This is a genomic window from Streptomyces sp. NPDC048825 (assembly GCF_043198355.1).
In the GTDB taxonomy this organism is placed as follows: domain Bacteria; phylum Actinomycetota; class Actinomycetes; order Streptomycetales; family Streptomycetaceae; genus Streptomyces; species Streptomyces xiangluensis.
Map to the genome: position 1 here is coordinate 110,886 of NZ_JBICUR010000008.1, position 23,233 is coordinate 134,118.

The following is a 23,233-nucleotide window of genomic DNA, read 5'->3' on the forward strand; positions in this document are numbered from 1 at the left end:
CCTGGGAACTCATCGGGCCTGGTTGTCGTTACTCGGCGCCGAGACCGGCGTCGTCGACCTGATCCTTGCCCTCGGCCTTGAGGACCTTGTTGAGCGGCGCGAGGTCGTAGATGCCCTTCAGATCGGGCTCCTCCAGCAGACCGGCCTTCACCGCGTGCTCCGCCTCGGTGTTGAGAGTGGCGGCCAGCGGGTCGTCGAGGAAGGTGATGGACTTCCAGGCCGGATCGATGACCTCGGCGGGCAGCGCCTTGCCGGACTCCTTCTTCAGCGCCTCGTTGGCGGCGGCCTTCGCCTCCTCCGGGTTGGCGTTGATCCACGCGTTGGTCTCCACCGAGCCGCGCAGCACGGCCTCGACGACGTCCGGGTGCTCCTTGAGGAACTTCTGCGACACGATGATGTTGGTGATCACGAACTTCTTGTCCGGCCACAGATCGGCCTCGTCCAGCAGCACCTTGCCGCCCTCGGCGACGAGCTTGGACGCGGTCGGCTCCGGCACCCAGGCGCCGTCGATGGAGCCGGACTTGTAGGCGTCCGGGGTGATCTTGTTGTCCGTACGGACCACGGACACGTCGCCCCCGCCGCTCTGCGCGTCGACCTTCCAGCCCTTCTCCGCGATCCAGTTGAGGAACGCGACGTCCTGGGTGTTGCCGAGCTGCGGCGTGGCGATCTTCTTGCCCTTGACGTCGTCCAGGGACTTGATCTTGTCCGGGTTGACGACGAGCTTCACGCCACCGGAAGCGGAACCGCTGATGATGCGCAGGTTCTTGCCGCTCGACTTCGTGTAGCCGTTGATGGCGGGGGAGGGGCCGATCCAGCCGATGTCGATCGACCCGGCGTTCAGCGCCTCGATCTCGGAGGGGCCGGCGTTGAAGGTGGACGCCTTGATCGTGGTGCCGCCGAGCTCCTTCTGGAGCAGACCCTCCTGGACGCCGACCAGGGCGGTGGCGTGCGTGAGGTTGGGGAAGTAGCCGATCTTGACTTCGTCGACGGAGAGCTTCTTGGCGTCCGCAGCGACCTCGGCCTGCTTGCCGTCGTCGGTGGACTCGGCACCGTAGCCGCAGGCGGTGAGCAGGAGAGGAAGCGCGGCGATGACGGCGATGGTGCGCAGGGCGGTGAGCGGTCTTGCGGCAGACACGGAGGTGTCCTCTCAGGGAATGGGCGATCAAGGAGGTACGAAAACGCGAGGCGTGCTGATTTGTCGGCACACACCAGCACTCCACTCCTCGGCCTCGGCGGCACACGTGCCGTCGCGGGCTGAGAAGCGGAACGTGGGGGGAGTGGTCAGCGGAGGCTGTCCGATCCGCTGGCGGAGGCGGTGGCGGAGCGGGCGGGGAGGCAGTCCTGGTTCGGGCAGAGTCAGATTCTGCGCGTCAGACGGGCCGACAGATGGCACTCGACGTACGGCCGAGGTCGATGTGACGGCGGGAGGTAAGCAGGGGCAACAACCTGTGTGTGCGGTCGAGCGTTCGCATGGCCACCCCCGTGTTTCCCTAGTTTTCCTACCCGGTTGCTAGGGATCGTGGCAGAAGGATGCGCCTACCCCAAGGGGGTGTTCGTATGGTGGACAATGTCATCTCACAGCATGGGATCGTCCATGCATGGCCCAGCGTGTCAGGGGTTCACCCAGGCGCCCGGGAGACTGGTCAACGCGGGCAGGTCGACGGGAAGTTGGGCCGATGCGACGTCGCCGAGCCGCCGGGGAGGGGCACGTGCCCCTCCCCGGCGGCCGCTGGGCTCAGGCCGCGGCGGGGGTGTAGTGGGAGGCTTCGTCGCCCTCGACGACGTGGCTGAGAGTGCCGTCGATCCCGGTGGGGACGTCTCCCGCGACGGTCACCCGGTGCAGCAGGCGCGGCAGGTCGCCGTAGTCGTCGGGGGCGTAGTGCTGGGTGATGCGGTTGTCGAACAGGACGAGGTCGCCCGGCGTCCAGGCCACCCGCACGATGTTCTCCGGGCGGGTGACGTACGACTGGAAGATGCGCAGCAGGTCCCGGGAGTCGGACGGGCCGAGGCCGACGATGCTCTGGGCGAAACCGCCGATGAACAGCCCGCGCTCCCCGGTCTCGGGGTGTACGCGGACGACCGGGTGCGCGGTGCGGTACTTGCGGGAGATGAACCGCCTGCGGTGTTCGGCCGCCTTCTCGTTCTTGGGGGCCGCGTAGTCGTAGTCGTTGGTGTGGACCGCCCACAGCTTGTCCGCCAGCTCGCGCAGCGGCTCCGGCAGATCCCGGTACGCAGCGGCAGAGTTGGCGATCAGGGTGTTGCCGCCGTAGGGCGGGATCACGATGCCGCGCAGCGTGGATGCCTTCGGAGGCGTACGGACGAAGGTGACATCCGTGTGCCATTGGTTGGCGCGGATGCCCTCGTCGCCGTCGACGGGCAGGATGTGGGGCTGCCCGTCGACGGAGGGCACAGTCGGGTGCGCGGTGGTGAGCTCGCCGAAGAGGGAGGCGAAGCGGAGCTGGTCGGCGTCGTCGAGGTTCTGCTCGCGGAAGACGAGCGCCTTGTGCTCCAGGAGCGCGGTGTTGATCTCGGTGACGACGGCGGGGTCGAGGTCGGTGGACAGGTCCACGCCGAGGATTTCGGCGCCGATACGGCCGCCGATCCGGCGGATGTCGAAGCCGGTGCTGGTGGTCATGTGCAGGTGTTCCTTTCAGAAGGTGATCAGCGGATGGGGATCAGTCGGGAGGTCGTCAGCAGGTGATGGGCAGGGAAGCTCCCTTGGACCCCGGTGGTCCGAGGGGGGGGCCGACGGCCTGAAGCGCGCGCCGGGGGTGCGGCCCTCGTCCCGAGCCGACGTGCCGGTGGTAACTGCCGAGCAGGCGGTCCCCGTCCAGGGGTTCCTCGTCCCGGGCGGTGGAGCCGTCGGGCAGCGGGCGGGTCAGGGGCGCGACGTACAGAGCGTCGGCCGGGCAGGAGCACGTGCCCCTGCCCGGCGGCCGCCGGGCTCAGGCCACGGGCCGCCGCTGACGACCAGGACGTCCGCGGTGAGGTCCAGCCCGTCATGCGGGCCGCCCTTCTGCCGCGGCCAGGCGGTTGGCGGGGCGGGCCAGGCCGTAGTGCTCGCGCAGGGTGCGGCCGGTGTACTCGGTGCGGAAGAGGCCGCGCTGCTGCAGGATCGGGACGACGTGGTCGACGAAGTCCTCCAGGCCGCCCGGCAGATGGGGCGGCATGATGTTGAAGCCGTCGGCGGCACCCTGGGTGAACCACTCCTCGAGCTGGTCGGCCATCTGTTCCGGTGTGCCGGCGAACACCCGGTGACCGCGGCCGGCACCCAGGCGGGCGATGAGCTCGCGCAGGGTGAGGCCGTCCCGGCGGGCGAGTTCGGCGACGAGTGTGAAGCGGCTCTTGTTGCCGTTGATGTCCCGCTCCTCGGGGAGTTCGGGCAGCGGCCCGTCCAGCGGCAACCCGGTCAGGTCGGTGCCGAGCATGGCGGACAGCTGGGCGAGCCCGTATTCGGGTACCTGAAGGCCCATCAGCTCCTCTTCAAGTGCGCGGGCTTCTGCCTCGGTCGAGCCGATGACGGGGGCTATGCCGGGAAGCACCAGCAGCTGGTCCTCGGCGCGGCCGTGGCGAGAGAGCCGTGACTTGAGGTCCTTGTAGAAGGCCTGGCCGTCGGCGAGGGTTTGCTGGGCGGTGAAAACGGCCTCGGCGTACTGGGCGGCGAACTCCTTGCCGTCCTCCGACGAACCGGCCTGTACCAGCAGCGGGTAGCCCTGCGGGGTGCGCGGTACGTTCAGAGGGCCCTGCACCCCGAAGTACGTTCCGCGATGGTTGATCGCCCGCACCTTGTCGGTGTCGGCGTAGACGCCCCGCTCCCGGTCGAGCAGGATCGCGTCGTCCTCCCAGCTGTCCCACAGCTTGGTGGCGACGTCGACGAACTCCCGCGCCCGCTCATAGCGCAGCTCGTGCTCCAGGTGCTCGTCCTGCCCGAAGTTGCGGGCCTCGTTCACGGTGCCGGAGGTGACGATGTTCCAGCCGGCCCGGCCGCCGCTGATGTGGTCCAGGGAGGCGAACTTGCGGGCGGTGTGGAAGGGCTCGTTGAAGGTGGTGGAGACGGTGGCGATCAGGCCGACGTGCTCGGTGACCGCCGCCAGGGCGGACAGGAGGGTGAGCGGCTCGAAGCCGCCGAGCGCGTTGTGCCGGACCTTGCCCCACAGGGCCAGGCCGTCGGCGAGGAAGACCGAGTCGAGCAGGCCGCGTTCGGCGGTCTGCGCGAGTTGCTGGAAGTAGCGCAGATCGGTGACGCGTTCGGGCTGGGTGCGGGGGTGGCGCCAGGCGGCGTCGTGATGGCCGGCGTTCATCAGGAAGGCGTTGAGATGCAGGCGTCGGGGGCTGGTCGCGGTCATGGGGTTCCTCGGATCGGAGGTGGTGAGACGCAAGGGGCAAGGAGACCAACGGGGCAGGAGACGAGCGGGGCGTTGCGGCGGGGCCGGGCGGCGGGGAGACGAGAGGGCGGCCGAGGTCAGCTGTCGGCCGGGCTGCGCCAGGAGCTGAGCCGCCGCTCCACGGTGACCAGGAGCTGGTTGAAGGTCACGCCGATGGCGGAGATCGTGATGATGCCCGCGTACATCTGCGGGATCGCGAAGTTGTACTGCGAGGCGTTGATCAGATAGCCGAGTCCCGCCTTGGCGCCGATCATCTCGGCGGCGACCAGCACCAGGATGGACACCGCTCCGGCCAGCCGGATGCCGGTGAACATCACCGGTACCGAGGCCGGCAGGATGACCTTCTGGAACAGCCGGGGAGCGGAGAGGTTCATCGACTTCGCCAGCTTCAGCAGGGTCGGGTCGACGTTGCGGACCGCGCTGATGGTGTTGAGCAGGATCGGCCAGGTGCACGCGTACACCACGATGGAGATCTTCGAGGTCTCGCCGATGCCCAGCAGCAGTACGAACACCGGCAGCAGGGCCAGCGCCGCGGTGTTGCGGAACACCTCGAGCAGCGGTCCGAGGAGGTCGGCGACCGGCCGGTACCAGCCGATCAGCAGGCCGAGCGGCACGGCGACGGCCACGGCGAGACCGAATCCGCTGAATGAACGCGTCAGGCTGGCACGCGCGTTGTCGGCGAGCTGACCGTCGGCGGCCAGCCCCCACCAGGCGTGGGCGACCTCGCTGAACGGCGGCAGGAAGGTCCGGTCGACCAGGCCAAGTCGTGGTGCGGTCTCCCACAGCAGGAGCAGAGCCACGATCGCAACGGACTTGGTCGCCCCCTTGACGAGCAGGTACGGCAGGCGGCGGACCGCATGGCGGAACCGGGCCGCCGTGGAGCGGACCTTGCGCACGCTGGGCGGTGATGCGTCATGTGGCGCCGGCACAGCGGACACTGTGGACATAGCGGGGGAAACGGCCGGGACGGGTTCGGCGGTGCTCACAACGCCCGGCGCCGTGGTCTTCTCGGTGGCCGTGCCGGTGGTGGGGCTCATACGGAAGCCTCCTCCTTCTCCAACTGCTGGGCCCTGGCCACCTCGTCGTGCAGCAGAGACCAGATCTCGTGCCGGTGTCGCGCGAACTCGGGACTGGAGCGGAGGTCGTCCGTCGCCGTACGGGAGTCGAAGGCGACTGGCACGATCTGCTTGATGCGGCCCGGCCGGGACGTCATGACGGCGACGCGCTGTCCGAGGTAGACGGCCTCGTCGATGCCGTGCGTGATGAAGACGACGGTCTTGCCGGTGCGCTGCCAGATGCGCAGCAGTTCGTCCTGCAACGACTCCCGGGTCTGGGCGTCCAGCGCGGCGAACGGCTCGTCCATCAGGAGCACATCGGGGTCGTAGGCGAGGCTGCGGGCGATCGCCACCCGCTGCCGCATCCCGCCCGACAGCTCGTGCGGATGGCGGTCCTCGAACCCGGTCAGGCCGACCAGATCCAGGAACTCCCTGGCTCGAGCGGCACGTTGGCGTCGTGGGACGCCGGTGGCCTCCAGGCCGAACTCGACATTGCCCTGGGCCGTCCGCCACGGCAGCAGCGCATACTGCTGAAACACGATGCCTCGGTCCAGGCCCGGGCCGGTGACGGGTGTGCCGTCCAGCAGGATCCGTCCGCCGGTGGGCTCGTTGAGGCCGCCGAGCAGATCCAGCAGCGTGGACTTCCCGCAGCCGCTCGGACCGACAAGAACGATGAACTCGCCGGCCGCTATCTCCAGATCGATGCCGTCGAGGGCGGTGAACCGGGTTGCCCGTCGAGCCCTCGTCCGGTCCTTGACGGTGAAGTCCTTCCGTACGTCCTCGAACACAATCTTGGGTGTAGTGGGTTCCGTGGTGGATTCCGGCATGGGATCAGCTCCCGCTCTTCGTGGCGGAGGAGGACTTCTGGTTGCGGTTGAACTCATTGGTGTAGAGGTCCGACAGCGTGACCTGGCCCTTCTTGATGTCACCGCGGTCGGCCAGCCAGTCGATCCACAGCTGGAGTTCCTTGCCGGTGATCAGGCCCGCCTTCTCGGCGACGCCGTAGGAGCGCCAATACCTCAGGGGAGCGGTGTCCTCGTTGCGGCCGCGCTTCTTCACGATGTCCGTCATCCGGGCGATGACCTCTTCGTGCGGAGTGGAACGGGACCACTCGATGGCCCGCCCCACGGCGGTGACGAAGATCCGGGCCGTATCGGGGTTCTGCTTCAGGAAGCGGTCCGTCATCACGTAGGTGCCGGCGCTGAACTCACCGAGCAGTTGGTAATCGGTGAACAGCGGGCGGATGCCGCCGGCAGCCAGGGCCTTGTCGCGAAGGATGCCGCCGAGCACGGCCACGTCGATCTGCTTCTGACGCAGCGTCTGTTCGGTGTTGACCGGAGGTACCACGAGGGGCTCGGCCTTGTCGATGTCCGCCCGGGACAGACCGCCTCGCTGCAGGTAGATGTCGAGCATGGCCTCGGAGTGGGCTCCGAGGGTGTTCATCCCGATCTTCTTGCCGGTCAGGTCCCTGGCCGAGCGGATCGGGCTGTCCTTGAGGACGTAGAAGCCGTTGTAGGCGTACTTGTCGGCGCCGTAATAGCTGATGACGGCCTTGATGGGGGCGTTGTTCGCGGCCAGTTTGACGACCGCGCCGTTGAACGCGCCGCCGAAGTCGACCTGGCCCGTGGCCGCGGACTGGATGTCCTGCGGCCCGCTGATGGTGTTGCCCACCCACTCCAGCTTCACGTCCTCCAGATAGCCGAGATCCTCGGCCAACTCCGGCAAGATCACCTGACCCGCCCAGCCCTGGTACCTGAGCGTCTTGGTCTGGCCCTTGCCCGAGGTGGCCCCGGCGGTCGTGCCGCAGCTCACGGCCACCGCCGAAAGACCGAGCAGGGAGAGGAACTGGCGTCGGGTCGATGCCGTAGTGGCCATGGAAAGGTCCTGTTCACACGAATGGGGACTTAGGTGGAATCGATGGCATGAAGAAGCCGTAACCGAGAGTGGTGCTCGGTAATTGGGCGCAAGCAAGGCGGATTCCGAAAGGGGCAAGAGATCCGTCAGGAATGCCTGCTGGAAATCAGTCGTCTACGCCGACAACGGTCGTGGTGGCCGACTGTGAAATTGGAGCGGGAGAGGGGTGCCCGGCAGCGCGTTCAGCGGCCGGCGGCACAGATGGCGCTGGCCTGACGTCGCAGGTCGACGTGCAGGCGCGCGGCGAGGTTCTCGGACTTGCTCACAGCCAAGAGAGTTGCAGCGAAATCCGGCCAAGTCAATGTCGCCTGCGTGAGCGTCTCATATTCTCAACCGGCCGACATGTGAGTGAAGTGCGGCGTTCACAATTGTCTGGATGCCGGGCTGCGTGGCGAATACCGATCATGCCGAGTTCGCCGGGGAAAAGCCGAGCGGCAGCGCAAGGTCAGACAGGCAGGACGAACGGAGGGTACGCGCCGTTGAGGAAATAGTCTCCGATATCGCGGAGCCGGTGAGTGACGGGCTCGTACAAGGTGTGCGTCCGGGCATTGCGCCAGAAGCGGTCGAAGCCCAGCCGCGAAGACGCGGAGCGGGTGCCGATGATGTCGAGGGCGCGGGAAGTCGACTCCTGCGCAGCCCTGGAGGCGGCGGCTTCGGCCATGGCCACGAGGACCGAGATCTCCGCGTACTCGTCGTAGGTGAGGTCTTCACCGCGTGCCAGCCCGCCGTGCACGGCTACCAGTGCTTGATCGGCGAGCGCGGACGCTGAGCGGGTGAGAAGTGTGAGTTCTCCATAGACGCTCAGCACATGTGGGTCCTGGGGAGAGCCGACGGGCCAGGCGGGGTGCCAGGGGGAGTGGCCTGCCCTGCTGTACTCACGGGCTTCGTCGAGCACTCCCTCGGCCATGCCGAGACAGAGCTGGACGGAGAGAAGACGCCCGACCGGCGATACCAGAGCAGCCAGGGGCGACAGAACGTCCTCGTCCTCGGACAGGGAACCGAGTACGTCGTCGGCAGAGACCGGGACGGCGTCGAACTCCACGCTTCCGCCGGCCGCGAGCCGCTGGCCGAAAGTGTCGGCATCGCCGTCGATCCCCACGCTGTGACGGGCGGGATCGACGACGACAGCGAGTGGTTCGCCGGTGTCGGCCCGTGCGGCCCGCACGGCGAGGCGGTCGGCTACCAGGACCCCGGTGGCGTAGCTCTGCCGGCCGTCGAGCACATAGCCGGCGGCTGTCCTGGCCAGTGTCAGAGGCGATTCCTGGCGGGCGAAACCACCACCCCAGCACCACTGCTCCGCCGCGGACTGCTGCTCGACCTGAGTGGCGAGGGAGGGCTCGGTGAAGAACCGGGCGCTCCACGACAGGAAGTAGTGACAGCCGAGCAGTTGACCGATCGCACCGTCGGCCGCGGCGACCTCCCGGACGACGGCGTAGGCCGTGGGCCAGTCCGCGCCGCCTCCCCCGAGCTCGGCCGGTATGAGGAGCGTCAGCAGTCCCGCCTCGCGCAGCCGGGACACCTCGTCGAACGGGGCCTTGCCCGCCTGCTCCCTGGCCACCGCGTCCGTGGCCAGGTCGTCCGCCGTCTCGCGGGCCACGAGCAGCCAGTTCGCGCGGCCGGGCCCGGTCCGGTCGGATTCCGAGGCGGGGCCGGACGGCGCGATGGCAACGCCCATGGCGGTGGTCTCCTCAAGGTCGGCGGCAAGGTGCGGTGTCGATGCTCTCTTGCTGGTCGGGCACGTACTTGTAGCCCACGCGCCGTACGGTGATGATCCGGTGCCGGTGAGCCCTGCCCAGCTTGCGGCGCAGCCGCGCGATGTGGACATCCACGGTGCGGCCGTCGCCGATGTGGCCGTATCCCCAGATGCCGGCCATCAACTGCTCTCGCGAATGCACCTGGTGGGGATGCTGTGCGAGATGGGACAGCAGCCCGAACTCCAGGTAGGTCAGGCTGAGTTCGCGTCCGTCCACCTCTGCGACATGGCGCGCGGGATCGATGCGGACAACACCGCCTCCTGTCTGCTGCACGGGAGGCGAGTCCGTGTGGGCGACCGGTCGGATCTCCGGCCGCGTCACGTCCTTGGCGAAGAGCCGGGCGGGATCGGTGCCCTTGGGGACGAGGATGAGATAGCCGACGAGGGGAGCGGAACCGTTTCCCTCGTCGCCGTCCTGCGCGATGTCGCCCACGAGGCGGAGATGGCGCGTGTCGGGGAGTGGTGAATCCGATGGAGTGGCCTGGGCCGGAGGTGCCGTGGTCATGGCGGTCGTCCTTCAGAAGTACGTCGGCGCAGTGAGTGGGTGCGCCTGATCAATGAGGAGGAGAGAGAAGGAGCGGAGCGGCACGCGCAAGGTGTGAGCCGCGTGCCTTACACGCGACAGCAGGCGGCGCTGACGACGTGACCAAAGTCGACATGCCGACGACTGACGAGTCGTTGCTGCGTGTGGGCCATGTGCATCATCCTGCGCGCCCGCTGGGCGGGCCGTCAATGCTTTCCTAGTAAATCAATAGGAAATGCAGGGCATGCGACACCAGGGGCGGGCTCACCGGTCCCGCCCGACCGCCGGGCGGGCGGGCGTCACGGTGACCACCCGGCGGCACAGGTGGGCAAGCACTGCGCAGGTCGTGGACAGGGCGTGGGCAGGTCCACGCAGGTACGGTGCGGCCGGGGTCCGGCGTCATCACGCTCGCCGCGTCCCTCAACGCGGCCGGAGGGGCTTGCGCACGCGGCGGAGCCGATCCGCCATCGATCTTTGGGACCGCAGCGGGGATCTGTCCACAAGGAGTCGGAGTCGGTCAAGGCCGGTCCGGCATACGAGCGCTGGTTGACGAAGAGCGAGATGTACTGCTCAATTAGTCGCATGGATGCCCATCAGCGCTTGGTCTCGCGCGACCACATCGACTTCGGTCGAGTGTGGTCCGCAGCGTGTTGCGCCTGACGCGGCAGCGGGCCGTCTGACCGGCCCTTCCCTCGCTCGGTGACCCCGTCGCGGGCCGAGTTCTCCCTTCGTATCACCGTCGCGCGCGGGCGCTGATCCGCGTACGGACACGGTCCCTGCGAGCCCTTGCGCGCGCTGCCGCCGCCCCGATTTCCCGACACCCCGGTTTCGTCACGCTCCCGCCAGTCAGCGATTCCCTGACGTTCCGTCACATCTAGTGCACCAAGGGCTGTTCCGTCCTGCCCGCGTGCGCCCTCAGGCCCATAGCCCGTACGAAAGGCATTCCCATGCCCGTGGAGTTCCTTGGCATCGCCGCGCCCAACAACGGCTCCGAAACCACCCCGCGCTCCGGCGCCGCCTTCGACAAGGAGTACACACTCCGGCTCGCCAGGGCGCACGAGGACCATGGCTGGGACCGGGTGCTGTTCGCCTACGGGTCCGGATCACCCGACCCCGCACCGGCCGCCGCCTACATCGCGAGCAGGCTGGACCGCCTCCAGATCCTGCTCGCCCACCGGCCCAATGTTTCGTACCCGACGTACGCCGTGAAGACCTTCGCCACCCTCGACCAGATCAGCGAGGGCCGCCTGACCGTGCACTTCATCACTGGCGGCAACGACCACGAACAGGGCCGCGAGGGCGCGGCGGTGAACGGGTGACCTCCGTCGCGCAACCACCGCCGCCCTCCACCGAGTTGACGGTCGTTCACGTGACCGTGGCCGACCCACGGGTCGAACCACTGCTCCGCGAACTCGGCGACGAGTACTCGTCCCGCTACGGCAAGGATGCTAACGCCGAACTCGCCCGCTACCCCGACGAGGAGTTCACCGCACCGCACGGCGGCGTCCTGCTCCTGCTCCTGGAGCGCGGTGAGCCGGTCGCGGGCGGTGCCTTCCGCCGGTACGACGAGACCACGGCCGAGCTGAAGCGGATCTGGACGCACTCCGCCCACCGTCGGCGTGGCCTGGCCCGACGGGTCGTCGCCGAGCTGGAGCGCGAGGCGAGCGCTCGCGGCTACCGGCGCATCTACCTGACGACCGGGCCGCGCCAGCCCGAGGCGCGCGGCCTGTACCTGGTCACCGGCTACATCCCGTTGTTCGACACGGAAGCCGACCCGGAAACCATCGGCCCGCTGCCCTTCGAGAAGCACCTGACCGCCGAAGCAGATACACCAAGGTCAGCCGGCCTGTGAGCCTCCGAACGATCAGAGTCCGTCCACGCATCGTCACCGCCCCGCAGCATGGCCGCAGGGTTCAATCCGCCCGAGCACACTGAGAGTTGAGCAGGAACACCAAGATGGGACTCACCACCGATTCCGCCGCCGCGCCACCCGGCGCGGCTTCCCCGGGCGCGGGCGCCGGAGCCCGGCCCGTTCCACCCGCCAAGGACGACCCGGCCTCGCTCAAGGTCGTACCCGCCCGCCACTACGCCCGGTGGGTGGCGGCCGTCGCCGTGACCGTGCTGGTCGTCCAGTTCGTGCACGGACTGGCCACCAACCCCGTCTGGGAGTGGAACGTCTTCTTCGACTACGTCCTGTCGGAAACGATCGTCCAAGCGGTCGGCGTGACTCTCCAACTCACCGCCTACGCAACGGTGCTGGGTTTCCTCATGGGTTCCGTACTGGCCTTCATGCGGCTGTCGCGCAGCCCCGTGCTGCAGACCGTCGCCTGGACCTACATCTGGATCTTCCGGTCGATCCCGATGATCGTCCAGCTGGTGTTCTGGTTCAACCTCGGTGCCCTGTACGAGGAGTTGGGCGTCGGTATCCCCTTCGGTCCGGTGTTCTGGTCCGTCGACAGCAACAGCCTCATCGGCACCATCGGCGCCGCCATCATCGGGCTGACGCTGCATCAGGCCGCGTACGCCGCCGAGATCGTGCGCGGCGGTGTCATCGCCGTCGACCACGGACAGCTGGAGGCCGCCGCCGCACTGGGTATCCCCCGGCTGCGCCAGATTCGCCGGATCGTGCTGCCGCAGGCCATGCGCGCCATCCTGCCCACTGCCGGCAACGAGGTCATCGGCCTGCTCAAGGGCACCTCGGTGGTCTACGTCATGGCGATCGGTGAGCTGTTCTACCAGGTGCAGGTCATCTACGGCCGCAACGGCCGGGTGATCCCGCTGCTGATGGTCGCCACCGCCTGGTACGTGGTCCTCACCTCACTGCTGTCGGTCGCGCAGTACTACGTGGAGCGGCGCTACGCCCGGGGCGCCAACCGCACCCCGCCGCCCACACCGTTCCAGCGCACTCGTCGCTTCGTACGCAACCTGCGGGCCGCGGCGGCACAGCGCAACCAGCCCGTCGTGTCCCTGGACCTCGCGGGAGGCAAGCGATGAGTGACGTGACGATCGACGTCGACGACGTGACGGATGACGTCGGCAACGTGATGGTGGACGTCCACGGCGTCCACAAGAGCTTCGGCCCGCTGGAGGTGCTGCGCGGCGTCGACCTGACGGTCCGCGCCGGCGAGGTCACCGTGATCCTCGGCCCGTCCGGCTCCGGAAAGTCCACGCTGCTGCGCACCATCAACCACCTGGAGAAGGTCAACCGCGGCTGGATCAGCATCGACGGCGAACTCATCGGCTACCGCCGCTCCGGCGGGAAGCTGCATGAACTGAAGGAGAAGGACGTTCTGAAGCAGCGCACCCACATCGGGTTCGTCTTCCAGAACTTCAACCTCTTCCCGCACCTGACCGTGCTGGACAACCTCGTCGAGGCACCGGTCTCCGCGTTGCGTCGCCCCCGCAAGGAAGCAGAGGAAACCGCTCGGCGGCTGCTGGAGCGGGTCGGTCTCGCCGACAAGTCCGACGCCTATCCACGGCAGTTGTCCGGAGGCCAGCAGCAGCGCGTCGCCATCGCCCGCGCACTCGCCCTCGAACCCAAGGTGTTGCTCTTCGACGAGCCCACCTCGGCGCTCGACCCGGAGCTGGTCGGTGAAGTCCTCGACGTCATCAAGGACTTGGCCCGCACCGGAACCACCATGATCGTCGTGAGTCACGAGATCGGCTTCGCCCGCGAGGTCGCCGACACCGTGGTGTTCATGGACGGCGGTGTCGTCGTGGAGCAGGGCCCGCCCGCAGCCGTCCTGGACGCCCCGCAGCACGAACGCACCCGCGCCTTCCTCTCCAAGGTCCTCTGACCAACCTCACCCGCTTTCTACAAGCCAGGAGCACGACCATGTCCACCTCGATCACCCGCCGATCCACCGCCGCCGCGCTGGGACTCACCGCTGCCCTCGTCCTCGCCGCCTGCAGCAACCCCTCGGACGGCGGAACCACCGAGGTCGCTGACAAGACCGGCGCCCGCACGAAAATCAACCTGAGCCCGGATCAGAACCGCATCACCACCGACAAGGTCGACTCCATCGCCGCCGAGGTACCGGAGAAGATCCGCAAGAGAGGAACCCTGGAACTCGTCTCCTCGTCCGGCTCCGCCGCGCCGCTGACCTTCTACGCCACCGACAACAAGACCATCATCGGCGTCGAGCCCGACCTCGCCCACCTCGTTGGCGACGTGCTCGGGCTCAAGCCGCACATCAACACGGTCTCCTGGGAAAACATCTTCGTCGGCCTCGACAGCGCCAAATACGACGCCGGCCTCAGCAACATCACCGTCACCGAGGAGCGCAAGGAGAAGTACGACTTCGCCACCTACCGCGAGGACAACCTGGGCTTCGAGGCGAAGAAGGGCAGCGGCCTGAAAGCCACCGGGCCCGAGGATGTGGCGGGCAAGACCGTCGCCGTGGGCAGCGGCACCAACCAGGAGAAGCTCCTCATCGAGTGGAGCAAGGAGAACGAGAAGGCCGGCCGGAAGCCGGTGGACATCAAGTACTACCAGAACGACAGCGACACCTACCTCGCTCTCCAGTCCGGCCGGATCGACCTCTACCTCGGCCCCAACCCGACCGCCGCCTACCACGCGGCCACCACCGGGAAGACGGAGGTCGTCGGCACGTACTCCGGCGCCGGAGCCACCCTCCAGGGACTCATCGCGGCCACCACGAAGAAGGACAGCGGCCTGGTCAAGCCGCTCGCCGACGCGATCGACGAGATCATCGACAACGGCGCGTACGCCAAGGTGCTGAAGCGCTGGGGCCTGTCCGACGAGGCCGTGACCAAGTCCGAGATCAACCCGCCCGGCCTGCCCAGGACCGCCGAGTAGCAGACCCGGAGCGGAGGCCGCACGCCTCCGCGTCCCTTCCCTCCCCTTCCTTCGCGTCTTCGTGCAGGACTCGTTCCGGCGCGCAGGACTCCTTCGTACAGGACACGAGGTCATGCCCCGCGAACTCCACCTCTCCATCGAACTCGACGGGACCGGCCACCATCCCGCCGACGCCGGTCCCACCGCACCCCCGACCGCCGCCCACTGGCCGGACCTGGTTCGTCTCGCCGAGCAGGGCGCCCTGGACTTCGTCACCTTCGGCGACGCCCCCGCGCCGCCACCCGACGGCAGTGGCGACAGCGGCGACCGGCTCGACGCGGTGGCCGTACTGGCTCGCGTCGCCGCCATGACCAGCCGGATCGGCCTTGTCCCGACCGTGACCACCACCCACACCGAGCCCTTCCACACATCCACCGCCCTCGCCAACCTGGACTTCCTCAGCGACGGCCGGGCCGGCTGGCAGGTCGACGTCTCCACTACCGGGGCTCGCGCCGTGGGCCGCTTCCCCCGGGCAGCCGCCGCCGAGCTGTGGGCCGAGGCGACCGACACCGCCGAGTTCGCCGCCCGGCTGTGGGACAGCTGGGAGGACGACGCGGAGACAGGGGACACCGCCACCGGCCGTTTCACCGAACGCGACCGGCGCCATCACACGGACGTCGACGGCCCGCACTTCTCCGCCCGCAGGCCGCCCATGGTCCCCCGCCCGCCGCAGGGGCGGCCGCCCCTCGCCGTCGCCCTCGATGTGCACGACTCGGACGGGCAGTGGGAACTGGCCGCGAGCCACGCCGACGTCGTACTGCTGGACGCCGATCAGCCGGCCACCGCCCGGCTCGCCCGCGCGGCGCTCCAGCACCGGACGGCGGAGGCCGGACGCGATCCGGACGCGCTGCGGGTGCTGATACGCGTCGCGGTCGATCTCGGCGGTGGATCCGGGCCGGGACCCCACTCAATCCCACCCGCCGACACGGTGCGCTTCACCGGCACCGCCGCGGACCTCGCCGGACTGCTCGCCGACTGGCACGCGGCCGGCGGCGCCGACGGCTTCCACCTCCTTCCGGCCTCGGCCCCAGCCGATCTGCCCGCCGTGGTCCACGAGCTTGTCCCGCCGCTGCGTGAGCGCGGAATCTTCCGCGCCGACTACACCGGCCGCACCCTCCGCGACCACCTCGGCCTGCCCCGCCCCGCAGGCCGCTACGCCCGACGGACGGGCACGGCCCGATGACGCACACCGCGACGACCGCACGAGCGACCACCGCAACCTGAAAGGTCTCCGCATGTCCACCGTCCTCTCCGTCTCAGGAAGCCCCTCCGCCACCTCCCGTACCGCACGGCTGCTGCGTCACCTGGACGACCGGCTCATCGCGCAGGGGCACGAGGTCATCCCGCTGGACGTCCGCACCCTCCCCGCCGAGGCGCTGCTCGGGGCCGACTTCCGGCACCCGGCGATCGTCGAGGCCACGGCCCTGTTCGAGCGGGCGGACGGGTTGGTGATCGGTACCCCCGTCTACAAGGCCGCCTACTCCGGGCTGCTGAAGTCGCTGCTCGACCTGCTCCCGCAGTACGCACTGCTGGGCAAGACCGTTCTTCCACTGGCCACCGGCGGTACCACCGCCCACGTCCTGGCCATCGACTACGCCCTGCGCCCGGTGCTGAGTTCCATGGGTGCCGCGCACGTCGTCCCCGGCTGGTTCACGCTCGACAAGGACATCGCGGTGGGCGACGACGGCACGCTGACCGTCGCGCCGGGCTCGGCCGAGGCCCTGGCGCAGGTCACGGATCAGTTCTCCGCCGCGCTGGGCGGCCGTACGACGCTGCTGGCGGCCACCGGTTGAGCGCCGCGACCGTGATCGGCGGCGACACCGAGGCCCTCGCCCTCGCCGCCGAACCGGCCGTGGACTTCCACAAGAACGCCAAACGATCCCGACGATCCTGATCGGAGACCCCAAGTGTCCCTCACCTTCCACTGGTTCCTGCCCACCAACGGCGACAGCCGCCACGTCGTCGGTGGCGGTCACGGCACCCCGGCCACCGCCTTCGGTCGGGACCGGCCACCGACCGTCGCCTACCTGAGCCAGATCGCCCGCGCCGCCGAGGACCTCGGCTTCGTCGGCGCGCTCACCCCGACCGGCGCCTGGTGCGAGGACGCCTGGCTGACGACGGCGATGGTCAGCCGGCACACCGAACGCCTGAAGTTCCTGGTCGCCTTCCGGCCCGGCTTCGTCTCGCCCACACTCGCCGCCCAGATGGCGTCCACCTTCCAGCGACAGACCGGCGGACGGCTGCTGCTCAACGTCGTCACCGGCGGCGAGGGCCACGAGCAGCGCGCCTACGGCGACTTCCTCGACAAGGATGCCCGCTACCGGCGTACCGGCGAATTCCTGCAGATCGTCCGGGAGTTGTGGCAGGGCAAGACCGTCGACCAGTCGGGCGAGCACCTCCGGGTCGAGGACGCCACACTGGCCCGGTTGCCCGACCCGGTCCCCGAGGTGTACTTCGGCGGCTCCTCGCCCATCGCCGGCGAGGTGGCCGCACGGCATGCGGACGTCTACCTCACCTGGGGCGAGCCCCCTGCCGCCGTCGCCGAGAAGATCGCCTGGATCCGGGCACTGGCCGAGAAGGAGGGCCGCAGCATCCGCTTCGGCATCCGCCTCCACGTCATCACCCGCGACACCGCCGAGCAGGCGTGGGCCGAGGCCCGGCGGCTGCTGGACGGCTTCGACGCGGAGACCGTACGGGCCGTGCAAGCGGGTCTCGCCCGCAGCGCGTCCGAGGGACAGCGGCGCATGCTGGCCCTGCACGGCGGCAGCCGGGACGACCTGGAGGTCTACCCCAACCTGTGGGCCGGGATCGGCCTGGTGCGGGGAGGCGCCGGCACGGCACTGGTCGGCAGCCATGACGAAGTCGCCGAGCGGATCGCCGAGTACCACCGGCTCGGCATCGACGAGTTCGTGCTCTCCGGCTACCCGCACCTGGAAGAGGCGTACTGGTTCGGCGAGGGCGTGCTGCCCCGGCTGGCCGAGCAGGGCCTGTGGACTCACCCGGTCCGCCCGGCGTCGGGAGAGACGGTAAGGCCCTCTTGACTTGGCACGTAGGCGACCTGACACTCCAAAGCAGGTATCCCTAGTGGATTGGTAGGAAATGATGGAGTGTCTGGGGTCGCCCGCCGACCGTGCCGTACGCGCGGCTCGGCCATCTCTCCTTCTGACCTCCCGCCGCCACATCGATCTCCTGCGTGTCTGCAGCGCGGCGAGCCCTCTCCCGACGCACCTCTGAGAACCAGAAGCCGGACCGGACCCAGGGAGACACATGCCCGCCGTACCCTCGACCGCCGTGCCGTCCCTCCCCTCCCCGCCGTCGTTCCGGGGCAGGATCGGCTGTGACGCGAGCAGTGGCTACTACGCCGTGCCGAGCCGCTACCGCCTCCACCTCTCGCTGTCCTGTCCCCACTGTCTGCGGATCGCCATCACCCACAGCCTGCTCGGTCTGGAAGAGATCCTCCCGGTGGCACTGTTGCCGGCCGTGCCCGAAGGCCCCGACGGCGGACACTCCGCTCTGCGCCCGTTGTACGAGGCCACTTCGCACCGGCATCCCGGTCCGGCCGTCGCACCGGTGCTGAGCGACGACTGGACAGGACGGATCGTCAGCACGCACACGCCGGACATCCTCCGGGACCTGGCCCGGCACTTCGGTGGTGACGGCCCCGACCGGCCCGCCCTCTACCCGCACGGCGCGGAGGACGACATCGAGGCCGTCGGTCGCCTCTGCGAGTACCGCATCAACGAAGCCGCACAGCACGCCGGGCAGGCCGGCGCCGACCTAACGGTGCGCCGGACCGCCCTCAATTCCCTGCTCCGAGTCCTGGGCTCAGTGGAATGGCGGCTCGCCCACCACGACTTCATCCTGGGCGACGAAATGACCGCCGCCGATGTGCAGTTGTGGGTGATCCTGGTGCAACTCGACACCGTTCACCGCCTGCACCTGGACGCCGCCGCGGTCCACCGCATCGCCGACCACCCGCACCTGTGGGCCTACGCACGGCGGCTGGCCGCCCACCCCGCCTTCGGCACCCGCCTCGACCTGGACGGCATCGCCCGCAGGCATCATGCGCACTGCCACGGGCTGGAGGCCGCGGGGGCGGCGGTGCAGATCGTGGACTGGTCCGGGCTGATCCCCGCCGATCGAATCGGGCTGCACAAGGTTGCAACAGACCAGCAATACAGCGGATGTTGACGGACCGTGGCCGATGCATGGAGCATCGGTGGGAAGAAATGCAACGAGTCGGCGGAGCCATCCGCGGAGAACAGAGGGGAGTCGCGATGCAGCGCCGTCGGCCGGTGTACGCGTACGACCCGGCCCTCGTTCCGCTCCGCGCCCCGCGCTGGGTCATGCGTCGTCACGTCGATCTGCACCGCGTCTCCAGCGCCATCTGTCACGCCTGACGCCTCCGGCTGCCCGCACACCGCGTGCAGTCAACGCCGCGTTTCTGCGCCCCTCTTCGCGCTTCTCCACGCTCTTTCGCGTGTCTTCGCGCGTCTTCTGAATTCCTCTTGACTTCTTCGCAACCCCTGCCCCGGCTTGTCACGCGCGGGGCCGGTGATCTCGTACGGACCTCACCCGGACCTCACGGATCTCACTGATCTTGTTGGAACTCGCGGACCTCATTGGATCTCAGCGGAACTCACGGACCTCACGGAAGGCACCCACCGTGTCCTCAGCACCCCCTTCTCGGCTGCACCTCGCCGTCGCCCTCGAGGGCACCGGCTGGCATCCGGCCTCCTGGCGCGAGCCGGTGGCCCGTCCCCGGGATCTGTTCGCCGCCGGTTACTGGGCCGATCTGGTCGCCGAGGCCGAGCGCGGCCTGCTCGACTTCGTGACCTTCGAGGACGGCCTCGGCCTGCAGTCCTCCCAATTCCTCGAGCCGGACGGCCGCACCGACCAGGTCAGCGGTCGACTGGACGCCGTCCTCCTCGCCGCCCGCATCGCCCCGCTGACCCGGCACATAGGCCTGGTCCCGACCGCGGTGGTCACTCACACGGAGCCGTTCCACATCTCCAAGGCCATCGCCACCCTCGACTACGTCAGCACCGGCCGTGCGGGCCTGCGGGTGCAGATCACCGCCCGCCCCAACGAGGCCGCGCACTTCGGCCGCCGCACGATCCGGCGTATCGACGCCTACGACAGCCCTTCCGCGCAGGAGGTGATGACCGACCTCTTCGACGAGGCCGCCGACTACGTGGAGGTCGTCCGCCGGCTCTGGGACAGCTGGGAGGACGACGCGGAGATCCGGGACGCCGCCACCGGCCGTTTCATCGACCGCGACAAGCTGCACTACATCGACTTCGAGGGCAGGCACTTCAGCGTGAAGGGCCCGTCCATCACCCCGCGCCCGCCGCAGGGCCAGCCCGTCGTCAGCGCCCTCGCCCACCAGACCGTCCCGTACCGGCTGGTGGCCCGCCAGGCCGACATCGGCTACGTCACCCCGAACGACGCCGGCCAGGCGCGCGCGATCGTCGAGGAGATCCGTGCCGAGCAGGAGGTGGCCGGCCGCGCCGAGCAGCCTCTGCACATCTTCGGCGACCTGGTGGTCTTCCTCGACGACACCCCGGCCGCCGCCACCGCCCGACGCGAGCGCCTCGACGCCCTCGCCGGGTCCCCGTACACCAGCGACGCCCGCATCTTCACCGGTACGCCCGCCCAACTCGCCGACCTGCTCCAGGAGTTGCAGTCGGCCGGGATGGGCGGCTTCCGGCTGCGTCCCGCCGTTCTCGGCCATGACCTCCCGGCGATCACCCGGGGACTGGTCCCCGAACTCCAGCGCCGGGGTGCTTTCCGCCGCGCATACGAGGCCGACACGCTGCGCGGCCTGCTGGGCCTGGCCCGCCCCGCAAACCGATACGCCGCAGCTGCCACTGCTGTCACCGCCTGATCCGGAGGAACCGTACGACGATGAGCAAGCCTCTGAAGCAGATCCACCTGGCAGCCCACTTCCCCGGCGTCAACAACACCACCGTGTGGAGCGACCCGAGGGCAGGAAGCCACATAGAGTTCAGCTCCTTCGCACACTTCGCGCGCACGGCCGAACGCGCCAAGTTCGACTTCCTGTTCCTCGCCGAAGGACTCAGGCTCCGCGAACAGGGCGGGAAAATCTACGACTTGGACGTCGTCGGCCGCCCCGACACCTTCACCGTCCTCGCCGCGCTCGCCGCCGTCACCGAGCACCTCGGCCTGACCGGCACCATCAACTCCACCTTCAACGAGCCCTACGAGGTCGCCCGCCAGTTCGCCAGCCTCGACCACCTCTCCGGTGGCCGCTCCGCCTGGAACGTCGTCACGTCCTGGGACGCCTTCACCGGCGAGAACTTCCGCCGCGGCGGCTTCCTCCCGCAGGAGGAGCGCTACTCCCGCGCCAAGGAGTTCCTAGCCACCGCGAACGAACTGTTCGACTCCTGGCACGGTGACGAAATCCTCGCCGACCAGGCAAGCGGCACCTTCCTGCGCGATGCGAAGGCCGGCGCCTTCGTTCACACCGGGCAACACTTCGACATCGAGGGCCAGTTCAACGTCCCGCGCTCCCCGCAGGGCCGCCCGGTCATCTTCCAGGCGGGCGACTCCGACGAGGGACGCGAGTTCGCCGCCTCCGACGCCGACGCGATCTTCAGCCGGTACGCCACCCTCAAGGAGGGGCAGGCCTTCTACGCGGACGTCAAGAACCGCCTGGCCAAGTACGGCCGCCGCCCGGACCAGCTGCTGATCCTGCCCGCCGCGACCTTCGTCCTCGGCGACACCGACGCCGAGGCCGACGAACTGGCCCGCGAGGTGCGCCGCCAGCAGGTCAGCGGGGCAACGGCACTCAAGCACCTGGAGTTCGTCTGGAACCGGGACCTCTCCTCGTACGACCCGGACGGCCCGCTCCCCGACATCGACCCGGATCTCGCCGATCACCACATCGCGAGGGGTCGGGCCCAAGTGCGCATGTACCGCGATCCGCTGGCCACGGCCCGCGAGTGGCGAGAACGCGCCGCCGCCAACAACTGGTCCATCCGCGACCTCGTCATCAATACCGGCAACCGCCAGAACTTCGTCGGTTCACCCACCACCGTCGCCCGGACCATCAACGACTTCGTCCAGGCCGACGCCAGTGACGGCTTCATCCTCGTCCCGCACATCACCCCGGGCGGCCTCGACGTCTTCGCCGACAAGGTGGTCCCGCTGCTCCAGGAACAGGGAGTGTTCCGCACGGAGTACGAGGGCCCGACCCTGCGCGACCACCTCGGCCTCGCCCACCCGGACGACGTACGGAGCGAGATACCGAGTGAACGGGTGGCGTCGTGAAGTTCCTCGCCATCACCCTGATCGTGCACGCCCCGGCCCCAGTGACCGGCCTGCAGAAGCCGACCGACGAACGCTTCCGCGAGGTTCGGTTCGGCCACTCGATGCCTCATCTGCACACGGCTGTCAACGGATTGACGGGCAGTCAGCCCCAGGACGCGCTGGAACTGTTCCCGTCCGAGGTCGCTCCGGTGCTGCGCCGCGGGATCCCCGACCCGCCGTTCGATTGGGGCCCTGTGCTCCCCGTACCACCGATCCCTGAGGAGCCCGCCCATGTCTGACATCCGTCTCGGCGTACTCGACCTGGTCCCCATCCCGTCCGGCTCGACGGCGGCAGACGCCCTGCGCAATTCCATCGACCTCGCACAACAGGCCGAGCGCTTCGGATACGCCCGCTACTGGTTCGCCGAGCATCACCTGAATCCAGGTGTGGCAGGTACGTCCCCTGCCGTCGTCCTGGCCCTGACCGCCTCCGCCACCTCCACCATCCGGCTCGGCTCCGGAGCCGTACAGCTCGGACACCGCACCGCCCTGTCCACAGTGGAGGAGTTCGGCCTGCTCGACGCACTGCACCCAGGCCGGCTCGACCTCGGCCTCGGCCGCTCGGGTGGCCGCCCACCGGGACAACCGGCCACCCCGCTGCCGACCGCGACCCCGGTCGTCGACGGCCGCGCCCCGAACGGCCTGGTCATCCCACCCCGCTTCTCCTTCGAGCACCTGCTCGGCTCGCCCCGAATCGCCCTGCAGCGCAAGCTGCTCCTCCTGCCGGGCGCCGAGTCGCAGGATTACGCGGAGCAGATCGACGACATCCTCGCCCTGCTGGCGGGCACCTACCGCTCCCCGGAGGGCGTAGAGGCGCACATCGTCCCGGGTGAGGGGGCCGACGTGGAGGTGTGGATCCTGGGCAGCAGCGGCGGCCAGAGCGCCGAGGTGGCGGGCGCCCGGGGCCTGCGCTTCGCCGCGAACTACCACGTCAGTCCGGCCACGGTCCTGGACGCGGTGGAGGGTTACCGGGCCTTCTTCGAGCCCTCCGAGTTCCTCGACAAGCCGTACGTCAGTGTGTCCGCTGACGTCGTCGTCGCCGAGGACGACGCTACGGCCCGCGAACTCGCCACCGGCTACGGCCCATGGGTCCGCAGCATCCGCACCGCGGAGGGCGCCATCGAGTTCCCGACGCCGGAGGAGGCGCGCGCCCTCGCATGGACGGACGAGGACCGGGCCTTGGTCCAGGACCGCCTCGACACGCAGTTCGTCGGCTCCCCGGTCCGGGTGGCCGATCAACTGGAACAGCTCCAAGAGGCCACGGAGGCCAACGAGTTGCTCATCACGACGATCACCCACGACCATGCGGACCGAGTCCGCTCGTACCAACTGCTGGGGGATGAATGGCGCCGCCGGGGGCACTCGTTCCAATCGAGCTGATGCTTGAACAAGCAAGGCCGTCGTGACTGATCC

General features: G+C 69.0%; 23 protein-coding genes and 1 pseudogene. 14 read left to right on the forward strand and 10 right to left on the reverse strand.

All coding sequences use genetic code 11. The features are described from left to right. Positions 1–28: 28 nt before the first annotated feature. The 10 genes from ACGFNK_RS20780 to ACGFNK_RS20825 form a co-directional block, all read right to left on the reverse strand. On the reverse strand, positions 29–1,135 hold the full coding sequence (locus ACGFNK_RS20780) for an ABC transporter substrate-binding protein (protein ID WP_393417872.1): 1,107 nt from the start codon (positions 1,133–1,135) through the stop codon (positions 29–31). 235 nt (positions 1,136–1,370) lie between these two features. Beyond that, complete coding sequence (locus ACGFNK_RS20785; RefSeq protein WP_393417874.1) at positions 1,371–1,472, reverse strand: putative leader peptide; 102 nt, start codon at positions 1,470–1,472, stop codon at positions 1,371–1,373. A 263-nt stretch (positions 1,473–1,735) separates the two neighbouring features. Beyond that, complete coding sequence (locus ACGFNK_RS20790; protein WP_393417876.1) at positions 1,736–2,635, reverse strand: TauD/TfdA dioxygenase family protein; 900 nt, start codon at positions 2,633–2,635, stop codon at positions 1,736–1,738. A gap of 364 nt (positions 2,636–2,999) precedes the next feature. After that, positions 3,000–4,346, reverse strand: coding sequence for an LLM class flavin-dependent oxidoreductase (locus ACGFNK_RS20795; protein ID WP_393417878.1), 1,347 nt, complete (start codon positions 4,344–4,346; stop codon positions 3,000–3,002). A 116-nt stretch (positions 4,347–4,462) separates the two neighbouring features. Next, entirely contained in the window at positions 4,463–5,422 is a 960-nt protein-coding gene (locus tag ACGFNK_RS20800) for an ABC transporter permease (protein ID WP_393417880.1), read from the reverse strand. Next, positions 5,419–6,267: an ABC transporter ATP-binding protein gene (locus ACGFNK_RS20805; RefSeq protein WP_393417882.1), complete on the reverse strand. Its 849-nt coding sequence runs from the start codon at positions 6,265–6,267 to the stop codon at positions 5,419–5,421. Before ACGFNK_RS20805 ends, ACGFNK_RS20800 begins: the two co-directional genes overlap by 4 nt. A 4-nt stretch (positions 6,268–6,271) precedes the next feature. Continuing rightward, positions 6,272–7,315: an ABC transporter substrate-binding protein gene (locus ACGFNK_RS20810; RefSeq protein ID WP_393417884.1), complete on the reverse strand. Its 1,044-nt coding sequence runs from the start codon at positions 7,313–7,315 to the stop codon at positions 6,272–6,274. Between the two features lie 221 nt (positions 7,316–7,536). After that, the gene (locus tag ACGFNK_RS20815) at positions 7,537–7,620 is read right to left on the reverse strand and encodes a putative leader peptide (RefSeq protein WP_393418244.1); all 84 of its coding nucleotides are present in this window, start codon (positions 7,618–7,620) and stop codon (positions 7,537–7,539) included. A 179-nt stretch (positions 7,621–7,799) separates the two neighbouring features. Further along, positions 7,800–9,029 (reverse strand): acyl-CoA dehydrogenase family protein, encoded by a 1,230-nt coding sequence (locus tag ACGFNK_RS20820; protein WP_393417886.1) that lies wholly within the window; start codon positions 9,027–9,029, stop codon positions 7,800–7,802. 13 nt (positions 9,030–9,042) lie between these two features. Continuing rightward, positions 9,043–9,612: a winged helix-turn-helix domain-containing protein gene (locus ACGFNK_RS20825; RefSeq protein WP_393417888.1), complete on the reverse strand. Its 570-nt coding sequence runs from the start codon at positions 9,610–9,612 to the stop codon at positions 9,043–9,045. A gap of 965 nt (positions 9,613–10,577) precedes the next feature. Here ACGFNK_RS20825 and ACGFNK_RS20830 point away from each other — a divergent pair. The 14 genes and pseudogenes from ACGFNK_RS20830 to ACGFNK_RS20895 all read left to right on the forward strand — a co-directional run. Next, a pseudogene (locus ACGFNK_RS20830) lies at positions 10,578–10,931 on the forward strand (LLM class flavin-dependent oxidoreductase); the annotation flags it as partial. Between the two features lie 14 nt (positions 10,932–10,945). Next, a complete protein-coding gene (locus tag ACGFNK_RS20835; RefSeq protein WP_393417890.1) occupies positions 10,946–11,482 on the forward strand; it encodes a GNAT family N-acetyltransferase in 537 nt (178 codons plus the stop codon). 104 nt (positions 11,483–11,586) lie between these two features. Further along, on the forward strand, positions 11,587–12,624 hold the full coding sequence (locus ACGFNK_RS20840) for an amino acid ABC transporter permease (RefSeq protein WP_393417892.1): 1,038 nt from the start codon (positions 11,587–11,589) through the stop codon (positions 12,622–12,624). Next, entirely contained in the window at positions 12,621–13,427 is an 807-nt protein-coding gene (locus ACGFNK_RS20845) for an amino acid ABC transporter ATP-binding protein (protein WP_393417894.1), read from the forward strand. Before ACGFNK_RS20840 ends, ACGFNK_RS20845 begins: the two co-directional genes overlap by 4 nt. Positions 13,428–13,465: 38 nt before the next feature. Continuing rightward, entirely contained in the window at positions 13,466–14,449 is a 984-nt protein-coding gene (locus tag ACGFNK_RS20850; protein WP_393417896.1) for an ABC transporter substrate-binding protein, read from the forward strand. A gap of 112 nt (positions 14,450–14,561) precedes the next feature. Beyond that, on the forward strand, positions 14,562–15,671 hold the full coding sequence (locus ACGFNK_RS20855) for an LLM class flavin-dependent oxidoreductase (RefSeq protein ID WP_393417898.1): 1,110 nt from the start codon (positions 14,562–14,564) through the stop codon (positions 15,669–15,671). Between the two features lie 52 nt (positions 15,672–15,723). After that, on the forward strand, positions 15,724–16,281 hold the full coding sequence (gene ssuE, locus ACGFNK_RS20860) for an NADPH-dependent FMN reductase (RefSeq protein ID WP_393417900.1): 558 nt from the start codon (positions 15,724–15,726) through the stop codon (positions 16,279–16,281). Between the two features lie 114 nt (positions 16,282–16,395). After that, complete coding sequence (locus ACGFNK_RS20865) at positions 16,396–17,529, forward strand: LLM class flavin-dependent oxidoreductase (protein ID WP_393417902.1); 1,134 nt, start codon at positions 16,396–16,398, stop codon at positions 17,527–17,529. A gap of 226 nt (positions 17,530–17,755) precedes the next feature. After that, positions 17,756–18,679, forward strand: a complete 924-nt coding sequence (locus ACGFNK_RS20870) for a glutathione S-transferase C-terminal domain-containing protein (RefSeq protein WP_393417904.1) — start codon at positions 17,756–17,758, stop codon at positions 18,677–18,679. An 86-nt stretch (positions 18,680–18,765) separates the two neighbouring features. Then, positions 18,766–18,888 (forward strand): putative leader peptide, encoded by a 123-nt coding sequence (locus ACGFNK_RS20875; protein ID WP_393417906.1) that lies wholly within the window; start codon positions 18,766–18,768, stop codon positions 18,886–18,888. A 266-nt stretch (positions 18,889–19,154) separates the two neighbouring features. After that, positions 19,155–20,375, forward strand: coding sequence for an LLM class flavin-dependent oxidoreductase (locus ACGFNK_RS20880; protein WP_393417908.1), 1,221 nt, complete (start codon positions 19,155–19,157; stop codon positions 20,373–20,375). 20 nt (positions 20,376–20,395) lie between these two features. Further along, entirely contained in the window at positions 20,396–21,781 is a 1,386-nt protein-coding gene (locus ACGFNK_RS20885; RefSeq protein WP_393417910.1) for an NtaA/DmoA family FMN-dependent monooxygenase, read from the forward strand. After that, complete coding sequence (locus ACGFNK_RS20890) at positions 21,778–22,059, forward strand: hypothetical protein (RefSeq protein WP_393417912.1); 282 nt, start codon at positions 21,778–21,780, stop codon at positions 22,057–22,059. Before ACGFNK_RS20885 ends, ACGFNK_RS20890 begins: the two co-directional genes overlap by 4 nt. Then, positions 22,052–23,200 (forward strand): LLM class flavin-dependent oxidoreductase, encoded by a 1,149-nt coding sequence (locus ACGFNK_RS20895; RefSeq protein ID WP_393417914.1) that lies wholly within the window; start codon positions 22,052–22,054, stop codon positions 23,198–23,200. Before ACGFNK_RS20890 ends, ACGFNK_RS20895 begins: the two co-directional genes overlap by 8 nt. The last annotated feature ends 33 nt before the right edge of the window (positions 23,201–23,233 follow it).

Bases quoted from the DNA above. Each gene is read 5' to 3' on its own strand.
- ACGFNK_RS20805 (WP_393417882.1), bottom strand. From the start codon at position 6,267: ATGCCGGAATCCACCACGGAACCCACTACACCCAAGATTGTGTTCGAG.
- ACGFNK_RS20785 (WP_393417874.1), bottom strand. From the start codon at position 1,472: ATGCGAACGCTCGACCGCACACACAGGTTGTTGCCCCTGCTTACCTCC.
- ACGFNK_RS20795 (WP_393417878.1), bottom strand. From the start codon at position 4,346: ATGACCGCGACCAGCCCCCGACGCCTGCATCTCAACGCCTTCCTGATG.
- ACGFNK_RS20875 (WP_393417906.1), top strand. From the start codon at position 18,766: ATGCAGCGCCGTCGGCCGGTGTACGCGTACGACCCGGCCCTCGTTCCG.
- ACGFNK_RS20840 (WP_393417892.1), top strand. From the start codon at position 11,587: ATGGGACTCACCACCGATTCCGCCGCCGCGCCACCCGGCGCGGCTTCC.
- ACGFNK_RS20825 (WP_393417888.1), bottom strand. From the start codon at position 9,612: ATGACCACGGCACCTCCGGCCCAGGCCACTCCATCGGATTCACCACTC.
- ACGFNK_RS20885 (WP_393417910.1), top strand. From the start codon at position 20,396: ATGAGCAAGCCTCTGAAGCAGATCCACCTGGCAGCCCACTTCCCCGGC.
- ACGFNK_RS20850 (WP_393417896.1), top strand. From the start codon at position 13,466: ATGTCCACCTCGATCACCCGCCGATCCACCGCCGCCGCGCTGGGACTC.
- ACGFNK_RS20820 (WP_393417886.1), bottom strand. From the start codon at position 9,029: ATGGGCGTTGCCATCGCGCCGTCCGGCCCCGCCTCGGAATCCGACCGG.
- ssuE (WP_393417900.1), top strand. From the start codon at position 15,724: ATGTCCACCGTCCTCTCCGTCTCAGGAAGCCCCTCCGCCACCTCCCGT.
- ACGFNK_RS20870 (WP_393417904.1), top strand. From the start codon at position 17,756: ATGCCCGCCGTACCCTCGACCGCCGTGCCGTCCCTCCCCTCCCCGCCG.
- ACGFNK_RS20845 (WP_393417894.1), top strand. From the start codon at position 12,621: ATGAGTGACGTGACGATCGACGTCGACGACGTGACGGATGACGTCGGC.
- ACGFNK_RS20790 (WP_393417876.1), bottom strand. From the start codon at position 2,635: ATGACCACCAGCACCGGCTTCGACATCCGCCGGATCGGCGGCCGTATC.
- ACGFNK_RS20810 (WP_393417884.1), bottom strand. From the start codon at position 7,315: ATGGCCACTACGGCATCGACCCGACGCCAGTTCCTCTCCCTGCTCGGT.
- ACGFNK_RS20895 (WP_393417914.1), top strand. From the start codon at position 22,052: ATGTCTGACATCCGTCTCGGCGTACTCGACCTGGTCCCCATCCCGTCC.
- ACGFNK_RS20800 (WP_393417880.1), bottom strand. From the start codon at position 5,422: ATGAGCCCCACCACCGGCACGGCCACCGAGAAGACCACGGCGCCGGGC.
- ACGFNK_RS20855 (WP_393417898.1), top strand. From the start codon at position 14,562: ATGCCCCGCGAACTCCACCTCTCCATCGAACTCGACGGGACCGGCCAC.